We start from the raw sequence: 13,324 nt of genomic DNA, 5'->3' as shown, positions 1-13,324 counted from the left end.
ACAGCCGATTTTTTCGGCTTCCGGCCTTAACTTTCACGGCGTGGTTTTTACATCTTAGGGGGCTGGAGACGATCGAGCTTGAGGAGGCTCCCGTGCAGCAACCAGAAGACATCGCCGCCCGCCGATTGGGCATTCTCATCGAGCAATATGTGGAAGCGCGCAAAAAGCGCTACGACTATGTGTCGACCGAGCAGGCCTATCTGGCCATACGGCAGATCCTCAAACCCGCCATTTCCGATCGCGAACTGGACGACATGGTCGCCTCGCTTGCCGTCAAGAACGGGCTGGCCGTCGTTTTCGATCGCCAAACCAAAGCGCCTTTCGACGACATTCCTCCACCGGCAAGGAGATAGATAGGCTGGCCCATCGGTGATTTTCAGGTGGCCAAGCGAATCCGCTTGCCACGAAGCCTCACTTAATAGCATGTTAAGTGAACCCTGAGATCACCATGAAAACCGCTGCGGATCACGCACTCAACGACAACGCCGCAACCGGCGCGGAAGCCCGCCGCTCCACGGTGTTGGGCGATCGCATCAAGGCCTATCGCACCGCACGACGCCTGACGCTGCGCCAGCTCGGCGACTTGATCGGCACCACCGCCAGTTTCCTGAGCCAACTCGAACGCGGTCTTTCGGGAGCCAACACCAGCACGCTTATGCTGATCGCCAATGCGCTTGGCATCGGCCTCGCCGATCTTTTCGACGAATGCGAAGTCTCGCCGCACACGGTGCTGACACGCGCCGAGCGACCGGCGCTGCCGACCAGCGAAGGCTATCGCAAGACGCTGCTGTCGCGCCGGCCAATCCGCGAGATGGAGGTCTATTGTGGCGAATTCGCCGTTGGCGGCTCGACCGGCGACCTGCCCTACACACATGGCAACGCGCAAGAAATGTTTCTCGTGCTGCGCGGCCGGCTGCAGCTGACGTTGGGCGACGAGAGCTTCATCCTCGAAGAGGGCGACAGCATCGAATATTCGACCTCGACGCCGCACAGGACCATCAATGTCGGCGACACGGTGGCCGAAGTGCTGTGGATCATCGCGCCGTCGACAAGCGGCGCCGTCGATCTCGACCAATATGTGGCCCGGAAATCACTCGCACCCGGACTGCGAAAATCAAACAGCGAGTCATCGGAGGGTTAAAAAAATGGGAAGCAGATCAATAGTGTCCGGGCTTGTCGGCGCCGCCGCACTGGCCTTGATTGCAGCCGCCGCGGCTCATGCGCAGAGCGCGCCGCCGGCCGGCACCGTGGTGGACGGTTCGCTGAAAGGAAAGACGCTGACCTTCGTCTCCTATGGCGGCATCTACCAGGACGGCCAGGTCGCCGCCCTCAAGGAATTCGTCGACAAGAGCGGCGTCAAGCTGCTGAACGATGGCCCGACCGAAATCGCCAAGCTTCAGGCGCAGGTCGAGTCCGGCAATGTGACCTGGGATGTCGTCGACACCGACGACTTTCCGCCATTCGTGCATTGCGGCAAGCTGTTTCAGAAGCTCGACCTGACCAAGCTCGACGTTTCGCACATCCCTGCCGGACAGGTCGGCGAGTGCAGCGTGCCGGCGATGAACTACGGCACCGTGCTGATGTACAAGAACTCGACCTACAAGGACAATCCGCCGAAGGACTGGAAGGATTTCTTTGACACCAAGAAATTCCCCGGCACGCGTGCCATCGATGGCAGCGGCAGCCCGATCGGCGGTCTGATCGAACAGGGCATTCTGGCCGACGGTGGCTCGGTCGACAACATGACGCCGGCCGACATCGACAAGGGCATTGCCAAGATCAAGGCCATCGGTCCGGACACGATCTTCTGGAAGACCGGCGCCGAGTCCCAGCAGCTGGCAGAATCCGGCGAAGCCGACATGATCATCATGTGGACGGGCCGCGCCATGACGGCGGTCAAGAACGGCGCTGCCTATACGCCGGTGTGGAAGGACTGGCTGGTCGTCATGGATCAGCTGACCATCCCGGTCGGGGCCAAGGACACCGACGCCTCCTATGCGCTGATCAACGCCTATCTCGGCAAGAAGTCGCAGGAGGTCCTGACCGAGCAGACATCCTACTCGCCGATCAACACCGAGGCGCAGCCCAAGGTGGATGCTTCGGTCGCCGCCTTCCTGACCAACACGCCGGAACACGCCAAGCAGGGCTACCAGCAGAACATCAAGTTCTGGGTCGCCAATTTCGCCACCGCGTCCGACAAGTGGACGGCGCTGATGGCCGGCAACTGAGCCGGTCGAGCGCCAAGGCGAAAAGCGTGAGCCAGACATCACATACGCTGGCGGCCGGGGGTGACAATCCCCGGCCGGCGGGTGGCGTGCAGGGGCCGCAACCGCGCCTGCGGCTCGCCGCCTTTCCTTCGCTGCTGGCGATGCCGGCGCTGTTCCTGCTCATCGCGGCGATGGGCTATCCGCTGCTGACCGTCACGCTGCGCAGTTTCTCGGACCCCGCCTGGGGACTGCAGAACTACGTCTGGTTCTTTTCCACGCCAGTGAACGTCACGGTTCTGTGGCGCACCTTTTCCATCGCCGCCTGGGTCACCATCGTCTGCGTTATCGCCGCCTACCCCTACGCCTACCTGATGACGGCGGTCGGGCCGCGCATGCGGCTCGTCCTTATCCTGTGCGTGTTGGTGCCGTTCTGGGTCAGCGGCGTGGTGCGCACATTGGCCTGGGTCATCCTGCTGCAGGATTCCGGCATCATCAATTCCGTCGTCAGGCTGTTCGGCCTTGACACCGTGAAGCTGATCCGCACCCAGACCGGCGTGGTGATCGGTATGGCGCAGGTGCTGCTGCCGTTCATGATCCTGCCGCTCTATTCGGTCATGCGCGGCATCGACCTGCGCCTCGTGCAAGCGGCGCGCAGCCTCGGCGCGCGGCCTTCGCTGGCTTTCCTGCAGATCTATCTGCCGCTGTCGCTGCCCGGCGTATTCGCCGGCGCCATCATCGTCTTCATCCTGTCACTCGGCTTCTACATCACCCCGGCCCTGCTCGGCGGCCCCCGCAGCACCATGCTGTCAACGCTGGTGCAGAGCCAGGTGCTCAGCCTGCTCAATTGGGGTCGCGGCGGCGCCATGGGTGTCGTGCTGCTGGTCGCGACCTTCGTGCTTCTGGCGCTCGCCGCGCCGCTGATGCGCCAGCGCCACAAACAGGCGTCCAGATCATGAGGCTGGCGCCGTTCCGCATTCTGCTCGGTCTGTTCTGCCTGCTTGTTGCCGTGTGGCTGGTGATGCCGACGCTGGTCATCATCCCGATGTCGTTCAACGAGAAGAAGTCGCTTGCGTTCCCGCCATCCGGCTTCTCATGGCAGTGGTACGAGAATTTCTTCACCAACCCCGACTGGCTGACCAGCTTCTTCAACTCGCTGAGGGTCGCGGGCCTCGTTGCCGTCGCCGCCACGCTGATCGGGACGCTGGCGGCGCTCGGCCTAAGCCGCATGAAGCATTCCGGCGCCGGCCTGCTGCGCGCCATCCTGATCACACCGATGATCGTGCCCGGCGTGGTGCTGGCGATCGGCATCTATGCCGTCTATCTCGACTACCAGCTCGTCGGCACCACCACCGGCTTCGTCATCGCGCACACGATGCTGGCGATCCCCTTCGTCATCATCGCCGTGTCGGCAAGCCTAGAAGTCTTCGACGTGCGGCTGGAGACGGCCGCGGCAAGCCTTGGCGCCGACCGCTACACCGCGTTCCGCACCGTGACCTTGCCGTTGATCGCGCCCGGCATCCTGTCCGGGCTCCTGTTTGCCTTCGTCACCTCCTTCGATGAAATCATCGTCGCGCTGTTCATCACCAGCCCCTATTTGAAGACCTTGCCCGTGCAGATCTTCACCAGCATCACCCGCGACGCCGACCCGACGGTGACGGCTGTCGGAACGATCATCTTCATTGCCACGACGCTGGTGATCAGTGCCGGGCTGATCATCAGCTCGAAATCGACGAGGAGTTGAGATGGCTGCGTCCAACAGCAAAGAACGTGGCGCGGCCATCGACATCAAGGCCGCAACCAAGCGTTACGGCAATTTCACGGCGCTCGACGACGTCAGCCTTCACATCGAGCCGGGCGAATTCATGACGCTGCTCGGCCCCAGCGGCTCGGGCAAGACCACCACGCTCAACGTCGTGGCCGGCTTTACCGACCTGACCTCTGGCGGCCTCGCCGTCGGCGGCAAAAGCATCGTCGCGCTGCCGGCGCACAAGCGCAACATCGGCGTCGTCTTCCAGCACTACGCGCTGTTTCCGCACATGACCGTCGGCAAGAACGTCGCCTATCCGCTCACCCTGCGCGGCATGGACAAGCAGGCGCGCGACCGCCACGTGGCGCGCGCCCTGGACATGGTCAAGATGGCCGACTTCGCGCATCGCTATCCCGCCGAGCTTTCCGGCGGCCAGCAGCAGCGCGTGGCGCTGGCCCGCGCCATCGTCTTCGATCCGCCGCTGCTACTCATGGACGAGCCGCTCGGCGCGCTCGACAAGAAACTGCGCGAATGGCTGCAGCTGGAAATCAAGCGCATCCACCGCGAACTTGGCACCACCTTCGTCTATGTGACGCACGATCAGGAAGAGGCGCTGGTTCTGTCCGACCGCATCGCCGTGTTCAACCAGGGACGCATCGAACAGGTCGGAACCGGGCGTCAGCTCTACGACGAACCGGCGACATTGTTCGTGGCGAAGTTCATCGGGGAATCGACCAGTTTGCGTGGCGATGCCCAGACGTCGGGCGGCGAGACCAGCCTGACGATCGCCGGCCAGACGGTCGTCGCCGGCGGCAAGCTCGCCGGCAGCCAGAAACCGGTGGTTCTGCTGCGCCCGGAAAAGCTTTCCCTTGCCAAACCGAACACGCCTGCAGCCGCCGGACAGAACAGCCTCAGCGGCCAGGTCAGCGAAGCGATCTATCTGGGCTCGGGTTCGAAATACCAGGTGACATTGGGCGATGGTTCCGTGGCCATCGTGCGCGCGACGCTCGAGGCCACGCCTTTCTCGATTGGTGACGCGGTCGATCTGCGTTGGTCGGTCGTCGATGCAAAACTTCTTGCCGACGACGACCGCGCCGACATGACGATGACCTGATCGCTCTTTCCCCCGCAGGATTTTTAGACATGGACGCCAAAGTCAACGGCAACATCTCGTTCTGGTATGCCGACATCGGCCTGCCAGCCTATCGTGCGCCGCTTCCGGGCGACCTCGAAGCCGATGTCTGCATCGTCGGCGCTGGCTACACCGGCCTGTGGACGGCCTACTACCTGAAGAAGGCCGATCCTTCGATCCGCATCGCCATGGTGGAAAGGGAATTCGCCGGCTTCGGCGCGTCCGGCCGCAATGGCGGCTGGCTGTCCGGCGGCTTCAGCTGGTCGCGCGAGAAATACCTGCAGACATCTACCCGTGGCGCCGTCATCGACATGGAAACCGCCATGCATGGCACGGTCGACGAAGTGATCGCGGTGACCGAGGCCGAAGGCATCGATGCCGACATTCGCCGCGTCGACAATCTGACGGTTGCGACCAACCCGCCGCAGCTGGAACGGATCAAGGCCGCCTATGCGGATGCAATCGGCTGGAGCGTGCCTCAGGACCGCGTCAGCCTGATCGGCCAGGCAGAGGCCAAGGCCCGCATCAACATCAGGAATGTGCTTGGCGGTTACATCCACCACGGCACTGCGCGCGTGCAGCCGGCCAAGCTGGTGCGTGGACTGTCCGAAGCCGTCGAGCGCCTCGGCGTGCCGATCTACGAACAGACGACCGTGACGGGTATTGAGAAGGGCAAGGTCACCACCGATCGCGGCACGGTGCGCGCGCCCATCATCATCCGCGCCACGGAGGGTTTCACGGCCGGCATATCAGGCAATGAGCGGCTCTGGCTGCCGCTCAACAGCGCGCAGATCATCACCGAGCCGCTGCCACAATCGCTGTGGGACGAGATCGGCTGGGACGGCCACGAGCTGCTGGGCGACGCGGCACACGCCTATTGCTATGCCCAGCGCACCCGCGAAGGCCGCATCACCATGGGCGGGCGCGGCGTGCCCTACCGCTACGGATCGCAGACGGATGTGCGCGGCCAGACACAGCAGGCGACCATCGAAAGCCTGCACGCGATCCTCACCCGCCTGCTGCCGCAGACCAGCAAGCTTCGCATCGACCACGCCTGGTGCGGCGTGCTTGGCGTGCCGCGCGACTGGTGCACGACGGCCGGCCTCGACCTTGAGACCGGCATCGGCTGGGCCGGCGGTTATGTCGGGCTTGGCGTGTCGAGCTCCAACCTTTCGGGCCGGACGCTGCGCGACCTCATCCTGCGCCGCGACACCGAACTGACCCGCCTGCCCTGGGTCAACCGCCAGGTCAGCAAGTGGGAACCGGAGCCGATGCGCTGGCTCGGCGTCCACTCGATGTATCAGCTCTATCGCGTCGCCGACGAGCGCGAGGAGGCCGGTCTCCAGCACACGTCGAAACTGGCCGCCATCGCCGACCGCATCACCGGGCATTGAGCCCTGCGACATTGCATATCGAGTTGAAAAATTCAGTGCCTGCCCGGAGACCGCCATGACCGACTTCCAGACCTTCGCCCATCTCGCCTCGATCGATCTCGGCGAGCCCGAGCCCAAGCCGACCTCGATCAGCGGCGATCAACTCGAAGCGTCGAGGACATTGTGGACCTCGCCGGACGGGACGCTGGAAGTCGGCGTCTGGGCATGCACGCCGGGCCGCTTCACCGCCTCGCGCGACACGAATTCCGAAACCTGTCACATCGTGTCGGGCCGGGTCTCGCTGCATGGTTCCGATGGCCACAGCAAGGAGGTTAGTGCCGGCGAAATGCTGGTGCTGCCGAAAGGCTGGAAAGGCGAGTGGACGATCCACGAACCGACGCGCAAGCTCTACATCCTGCACTTCGAAGCGGCGTGAGCTAAAGCAATTCCAGGAAAAGTGTGAAACGGTTTTCCCGGGAAAAGCGCGTAGCGCTTTCCCTGAGGGAATTGCGTCAAAACAAAGGGATAGAGCGGTTCGGCGTTTCCGTGAAACGGTGGACCGCTCTAGTCGTCGTCCGAACCGCTGGCGACCGGCTTGCCTTCGATTGCCTGCCGCAATGCGTCGTTGATCCTGTCCTGCCAGCCGGGGCCATCGGCTTGAAAATGGTCCAGCACGGTTCGATCGATCCTGATCGAAACAAGCTCCCTGACACCTGGAGCGGCCGAGGGCTCGCGAGGCGGAGCAACCGGCTTCTTGACTGGCTTGAAGGCGGCTTCGGCCGCCGTCATCGGATTTGTCGGTCGGCGCGGGGGATTTGCCATTGGGTGACCCTGACTGGAAGACGACTCACGCTCGCCGATGAGGCGGCGCGCTTGGCACCACCATAGCGCAACTAGCACCATCGCGCAGGCCAATTTGGCCAGGAACAGCTCTCGCCCCGCAGTGTGCGGTCCCCGCATCGCCTTCGCGGCACACGCTGGCACCGGTCACTCGGCGGCTTGAAGGATTTGTGCGGCGACGATGATCCTGATCTCGGCACGGCAAGAGCCGCAATTCGTGCCGGCATGCAGCGCCGCCCCGACCGCCTCGACGCTGGCGCAGCCGCTTCGCACCGCCTGCGCGATCTGGTTGGCGCCGACGCCGAAGCAGGAGCAGACGATGGCGCCGCGATCGACGTCGACCCCGCCCGGCCGCCCGGCCACGATCGCCAGCCTGGCGCGTCGATCGACATGATCGGCGGTCAATTGGTCCGCCGCCCAGCCGCGCGACACCGCTACCGGACCGGGCGCGACGAACAAGGCGCCTGACAAGTGATCGCCGTCGAAAGCCGCGATGCGGTGCTGGCCGGCATCGCGGTCATGATAAGCGAGGATTTCGCCGCCCGGGGTCGTGCCGAACAGGGACCCGGCGAAGCCGGCCCAGTCGATGCCATCGTCGACAAAGGCAAGCTCGACCCGCCAGCCGCCCTTGCATTTGGCCGCGGCCCAGTAGGTTGCGGTATCAGGTTCCGGCCTCTGCCGCATCACCGCGAAGCCGAAGGCCTTTGCGGCGAATTTCTCGATGCGGGCGGCGACATGCTTCAGCGCCGGCTGGCCGGACACCGGATCGGTAAGCGGCGCGGTCAGCGCGTCGAGCCGGCCCTTTGCCGAGAACTGATCCGTCCAGTGCATCGGCGCAAACAGGCTGCCCCGGCGCTGGCGTGCCGTCACCAGCGCGCGCACCAGCACGTCGCCGCGCGGGCTGGAAACGCGCACGATGTCGGCGTCGCCGATCCCGAAGCACTGCGCATCCGCCGGATGGATTTCAACGAAGGGCTCGGCAATGTGCTGGGACAGCCGCGGGCTTTTGCCGGTCCGCGTCATGGTGTGCCAGTGATCGCGGATGCGGCCGGTGTTGAGGATCAGCGGATAGTCTGGGCTGGTGCGGGTCTCGACGGCGGGACGAATGGCGATGAAGCGCGCCTTGCGGTCGGGTGTGTAGAAATTGCCGTCGGCGAAGAAGCGGGGGCTGGAAGAGCCACTTGCGGCCTGAGCGCGCTCCTCTGGCTGATGTCCAGCTTGAGCACCCCCCTCTGGCCTGCCGGCCATCTCCCCCGCAAGGGGGGAGATTGGCGGTTTCGGCGTCCCTGCTCTTTCTCCAACGTTGGCGATTGACGAAAGCCGGTGCGACATCCGATCTCCCCCCTTGCGGGGGAGATGGCCGGCAGGCCAGAGGGGGGTGGCTGGACTCGGCGCTGGCCACTGGAACGGGGCCAATTCCTCATACCCGTCCGCATCAATCCCGGCATACGCACCAATATCGAAATCCCGCGCGCCGTCATTCTCGAACCCCGACAGCGCGGCATGTTCGGCAAACACCTCCGATGGCGTCGCATAGGAAAATGCCTCGCCAAAACCCATTCTCTTGCCGACTTCGGCGACGATCTGCCAGTCGGGCCGCGCCTCGCCGGGCAGGTCCAGGAACGCGCGCTGGCGCGAGATGCGGCGCTCGGAGTTGGTGACGGTACCGTCCTTCTCGCCCCAGGCGGCGGCGGGCAGCCGGACATGGGCGTGGCGGACCGTGTCGGTTCTGGCCAGCACGTCCGACACCACGACGAACGGGCAGGCCTTGATCGCCGCTTCGACAGCGTCGGCATCCGGCATCGAATCGACCGGGTTGGTGGCCATGATCCACAGCGCCTTGATGCGCCCGTCGGCCACCGCCTGAAACATCTCGACCGCCTTCAGGCCGGGTTTTCCGGCGATGTCAGGCGCGTTCCAGAAGCGGCGTACGCGCTCCCGATGTTCGGGATTTTCGATCTCCATATGGGCGGCGAGCATATTGGCCATGCCGCCGACCTCGCGGCCGCCCATGGCGTTGGGCTGGCCGGTCACCGAAAACGGCCCGGCGCCGGGTCTGCCGATGCGGCCGGTGGCGAGATGGCAGTTGATGATGGCGTTGACCTTGTCGGTGCCCGAAGACGACTGGTTCACCCCCTGGCTGTAGACGGTCACGGTCTTGGAGGTCGCGGCGAACAGGCTGTAGAAACGGCCAAGCTCGTCCTCGCTCAGCCCCGTAGCGGCGGCGATGCCGGCAGGGTCGAGCTCCGATGCTGCGAAAAGCGCTTGCCCGAACCCGGTTGTGTGCGCCGTGATGTAGGCGCGGTCCAGCGCGTTGTGCTGGCCGAGATAGGCAAGCAGCCCGGTGAACAAAGCGACGTCGCCATCGGGCGCGATCGCCAGGTGCATGTCGGCGATGTCTGCGGTCATGGTACGGCGCGGATCGACCAGCACGATCTTCATCTCCGGCCGCTTTTCCCGGGCGGCTGCGATGCGCTGGTAGAGCACGGGATGGCACCAGGCGAGATTGGAGCCGACCAGCACGATGAGGTCGGCAAGCTCCAGATCCTCGTAATTTCCCGGCACGGTGTCGGAGCCAAAGGCGCGGCGGTGGCCGGCGACCGAAGAGGCCATGCACAGGCGCGAATTGGTGTCGATGTTGGCCGAGCCGACAAAACCCTTCATCAGCTTGTTGGCGACGTAGTAATCCTCGGTCAGCAACTGGCCGGAGACGTAGAAGGCGACGGCATCGGGACCGTGCTCGGCGATGGTTTGCGAGAAGGTCGAGGCGATGAGGTCGAGCGCCTCGTCCCAGCCGGCGCGACGGTCGTGGATTTCGGGATAAAGCAACCTGCCGTCGAGGTCGATGGTCTCGGCCAGTGCCGAGCCCTTGGAGCAGAGCCGGCCGAAATTCGCCGGATGGTCGGGGTCGCCGCGGACGGACACTTGCCCATCCGCGGCGACCTTCGCCAGCACGCCGCAGCCCACCCCGCAATAGGGGCAGGTGGTCCTCACCTCGCGCGCAGCGTCAATCTCCATGTGTCAGGCCGCTCGGCTGGCCAGCGCTTCCAGCGCAATGAACAGACGCTCGCCTTCGACCCGCACCGGGATGGTGCGCACCGCGCCCTCATCGGCGCCGAGCGCCCTGCCCGTCTCCAGCGAAATCACCCAATTGTGCAGGGGACAGGTCACCGCCGTGCTGTGCACGATGCCTTGGCTCAGCGGCCCGCCTTTGTGCGGACAGTGGTCTTCGATGGCGTAGACCTGATCGTCGGCAGTGCGGAAGACAGCGACCTTGCCATCCGGCGTGTCGACGCAGCGCGCGCCACGGCGGGGGATGTCCGAAAGGGAGCCTATTGCGATCCAGTTCATATTACCATCCTCGCCTTTGCTCGATCTGAAGGCGCCCAGCCACCCCCCTCTGGCCTGCCGGCCATCTCCCCCGCAAGGAGGGAGATCGGCAGTTGCACTGACAGCGCCCACTCCGCAACGTTGGAGATTGGCGAAAGCCGAAACAGCATCCGATCTCCCCCCTTGCGGGGTAGATGGCCGGCAGGCCAGAGGGGGGTGGGAAGAAACGCTTCCATCGGCCCTACTCCGCCGCCTGCGCAAAACCGACAGTCGCCATCGGCCGGAACTCGTGCTTGTCCTTGCCGGACACGCGTTCCGACCATGGGTCGACCTGGGCGAATTTCTGGCTGAAGACGAAGCGGTCGAAATAGGCCTTGCGCTTGGCATCGTCGTCCATGATCTGGCGCCTGATTTCGGGAATCCCGATGCGCTTGGCCCATTTGTAGATACGCTCGAGATAGCGGCCCTGCTCGCGATACATCTGCGTCAGCGCCACGATATGCTCCAGTGCCTCGTCCTCGGTCCTGACCAGGCCGAGCACTTCGGTGCCTTTGATGTCGAGGCCGGCCGCACCGGCGAAATGGATCTCGTAGCCACTGTCGACGCAGATGACGCCGACATCCTTGCAAGTCGCCTCGGCGCAGTTCCTCGGGCAACCCGACACCGCCATCTTGACCTTGGCCGGGGTCCACGAGCCCCACATGAATTTCTCGATGCGGATGCCCAAGCCCGTCGAATCCTGCGTGCCGAAGCGGCACCAGTCCGAGCCGACACAGGTCTTCACCGTGCGCAGGCCCTTGGCATAGGCGTGGCCGGAGACGAAGCCGGCCTGGCCAAGATCGGCCCACACCGCCGGCAGGTCCTCCTTGCGGATGCCGAGCATGTCGATGCGCTGTCCGCCGGTGACCTTGACCATCGGGATCTCGAACTTGTCGACGACATCGGCGATGGCGCGCAGTTCGGCCGCATTGGTGACGCCGCCCCACATGCGCGGCACCACCGAATAGGTGCCGTCCTTCTGGATGTTGGCGTGGACGCGCTCGTTGATGAAGCGCGACTGGTAGTCGTCGGCATAGTCGTCCGGCCAGTCGCAGACGAGATAGTAGTTGAGCGCCGGCCGGCATTTGGCGCAGCCGCAGGAGGTCGCCCATTCCAGTTCCTGCATGACGGCGGGAATGGTCTTCAGATGCTTGGCCTTGATCAGCCGGCGCACCTCGTCATGGCCGAGCGTGGTGCAGCCGCACATCGGCTGCACGGCCGCAGGGTTGTAGGTGTCGCCGAGCGTCAGCACCATCAGCTTCTCGACCAGCCCGGTGCAGGAGCCGCAGGAGGCCGACGCCTTGGTGTGCGCCCTGACATCGTCGAGCGAGGTCAGGCCCTTGCCCGTGATCGCGCCGGTGATCTTTCCCTTGCAAACGCCGTTGCAGCCGCAGATTTCCGCATCATCCGGCAAGGCTGCAACGGCTGCCATAGGGTCCAGCGGGGCACCCCCCTGGTATGACTGGCCGAAGATAAGCGTGTCGCGCATTGGCGAAATGTCGGTCTGCTTCTTCTTGAGGTCGTTGAACCAGGCGCCGTCGGCCGTCTCGCCATAGAGCACCGTGCCGATGATGCGGTCGTCCTTCAGCACCAGGCGCTTGTAGACGCCGGCGGCCGCGTCGCGCAGGACGATCTCCTGGCGGTCCTCGCCCTCGGCGAAGTCGCCGAGCGAGAACAGGTCGATACCGGTGACCTTGAGTTTGGTCGGCGTGTCCATGTGGACGAAGGCCGCCTTCTCGTTGCCGGCCAGCTGTTGGGCCGCAACGCGCGCCATCTCGTAGAGCGGTGCGACCAGCCCGTAGACCTGGCCGTTGACCTCTGCGCATTCGCCAAGCGCGTAGATGTCGGGATCGTTGCTGCGCATGCCTGCGTCGACGACGATGCCGCGATTGACGGCAATGCCGGCTTCCTTGGCCAGCGCCGAATTCGGCCTGATGCCGACCGCCATGACCACCAGCGTCGCCGGAATGATGGTGCCGTCGGCGAGTTCCACCTGCCCGACCTTGCCGTTGCCCGTGATTGCCTTTGTGTTGGCCTTGGTGATGACCTTGATGCCGCGTTGCTCGACGGCGCGCTGCAGGAGATAGCCGGCGGCCGGGTCGAGCTGGCGCTCCATCAATGTCGGCATGACATGCAGCACGGTGACGTCCATGCCTTGCGCGTTCAGCCCGGCCGCTGCCTCCAGCCCGAGCAGGCCGCCGCCGATGACCACGGCCTTCGCCCGCGACTGGGCGGCGAGCATCATCGCCTGCACGTCGTCGAGGTCGCGATAGGTCAGCACGCCCGGCAGATCATGGCCGGGCACCGGAATGATGAACGGCACCGAGCCGGTGGCGATGACGAGCTTGTCATAGGGCTCGGTGACGCCGTGATCGGAGGTGACGGTCTTCGCCGCCCGGTCGATGGCGATGATCTTGTGGCCCTTGTAGAGGGTGATGTTGTTGGCGATGTACCAGCCGTCGCCATGGATGATGATCTCCTCATAGGCCTTCTCGCCCGACAGCACCGGCGACAGCATGATGCGGTCGTAATTGACCCGCGGCTCGGCGTTGAAGATGGTGACCGTGTAGCGGCCCGGCGCCTGCTCCAGCAGGTGCTCCAGCATGCGCCCTGGGGCCATGCCGTTGCCGATGATGACGAGTTTTTCGCTCATGGC

General features: G+C 64.6%; 12 protein-coding genes. 8 read left to right on the top strand and 4 right to left on the bottom strand.

Going from position 1 to position 13,324, the window contains the following annotated elements:
* Window positions 1–92: 92 nt before the first annotated feature.
* The 8 genes from AC1DZP_RS07490 (at window position 93) to AC1DZP_RS07455 (ending at window position 6,895) form a co-directional block, all read left to right on the top strand.
* Entirely contained in the window at window positions 93–353 is a 261-nt protein-coding gene (locus tag AC1DZP_RS07490) for a hypothetical protein (protein ID WP_184874435.1), read from the top strand.
* 95 nt (window positions 354–448) lie between these two features.
* Entirely contained in the window at window positions 449–1,141 is a 693-nt protein-coding gene (locus AC1DZP_RS07485; protein ID WP_477301263.1) for a helix-turn-helix domain-containing protein, read from the top strand.
* Between the two features lie 4 nt (window positions 1,142–1,145).
* The gene (locus AC1DZP_RS07480; RefSeq protein ID WP_457150707.1) at window positions 1,146–2,228 is read left to right on the top strand and encodes an extracellular solute-binding protein; all 1,083 of its coding nucleotides are present in this window, start codon (window positions 1,146–1,148) and stop codon (window positions 2,226–2,228) included.
* Window positions 2,229–2,254: 26 nt separating this feature from the next.
* Window positions 2,255–3,163, top strand: coding sequence for an ABC transporter permease (locus AC1DZP_RS07475; protein WP_477301261.1), 909 nt, complete (start codon window positions 2,255–2,257; stop codon window positions 3,161–3,163).
* A complete protein-coding gene (locus AC1DZP_RS07470) occupies window positions 3,160–3,948 on the top strand; it encodes an ABC transporter permease (protein ID WP_477301259.1) in 789 nt (262 codons plus the stop codon). The genes AC1DZP_RS07475 and AC1DZP_RS07470 overlap by 4 nt, the downstream gene beginning before the upstream one ends.
* A 1-nt stretch (window position 3,949) precedes the next feature.
* Window positions 3,950–5,068, top strand: coding sequence for an ABC transporter ATP-binding protein (locus tag AC1DZP_RS07465; RefSeq protein WP_477301257.1), 1,119 nt, complete (start codon window positions 3,950–3,952; stop codon window positions 5,066–5,068).
* 29 nt (window positions 5,069–5,097) lie between these two features.
* On the top strand, window positions 5,098–6,480 hold the full coding sequence (locus AC1DZP_RS07460; RefSeq protein WP_477226613.1) for an NAD(P)/FAD-dependent oxidoreductase: 1,383 nt from the start codon (window positions 5,098–5,100) through the stop codon (window positions 6,478–6,480).
* Between the two features lie 55 nt (window positions 6,481–6,535).
* Window positions 6,536–6,895 (top strand): cupin domain-containing protein, encoded by a 360-nt coding sequence (locus AC1DZP_RS07455; protein ID WP_477301255.1) that lies wholly within the window; start codon window positions 6,536–6,538, stop codon window positions 6,893–6,895.
* A 128-nt stretch (window positions 6,896–7,023) separates the two neighbouring features.
* Here AC1DZP_RS07455 and AC1DZP_RS07450 read toward each other — a convergent pair whose 3' ends face one another.
* From AC1DZP_RS07450 to nirB, 4 genes are all read right to left on the bottom strand, one after another.
* On the bottom strand, window positions 7,024–7,281 hold the full coding sequence (locus AC1DZP_RS07450) for a BrnA antitoxin family protein (protein WP_457150713.1): 258 nt from the start codon (window positions 7,279–7,281) through the stop codon (window positions 7,024–7,026).
* Window positions 7,282–7,446: 165 nt separating this feature from the next.
* Window positions 7,447–10,317 carry a nitrate reductase gene (locus AC1DZP_RS07445; protein ID WP_477301253.1) on the bottom strand — a complete coding sequence of 957 codons (2,871 nt, stop codon included), beginning with the start codon at window positions 10,315–10,317 and terminating at the stop codon, window positions 7,447–7,449.
* Between the two features lie 3 nt (window positions 10,318–10,320).
* Window positions 10,321–10,650, bottom strand: a complete 330-nt coding sequence (nirD, locus tag AC1DZP_RS07440; RefSeq protein WP_477301251.1) for a nitrite reductase small subunit NirD — start codon at window positions 10,648–10,650, stop codon at window positions 10,321–10,323.
* Between the two features lie 220 nt (window positions 10,651–10,870).
* Complete coding sequence (gene nirB / locus AC1DZP_RS07435) at window positions 10,871–13,321, bottom strand: nitrite reductase large subunit NirB (RefSeq protein ID WP_477301249.1); 2,451 nt, start codon at window positions 13,319–13,321, stop codon at window positions 10,871–10,873.
* Between the last annotated feature and the right edge of the window lie 3 nt (window positions 13,322–13,324).

This window comes from Mesorhizobium sp. P2_F8, from assembly GCF_056403655.1.
Note: the sequence above shows the minus strand (reverse complement) of the source record. Positions and strands in the feature narration are given on the sequence as shown.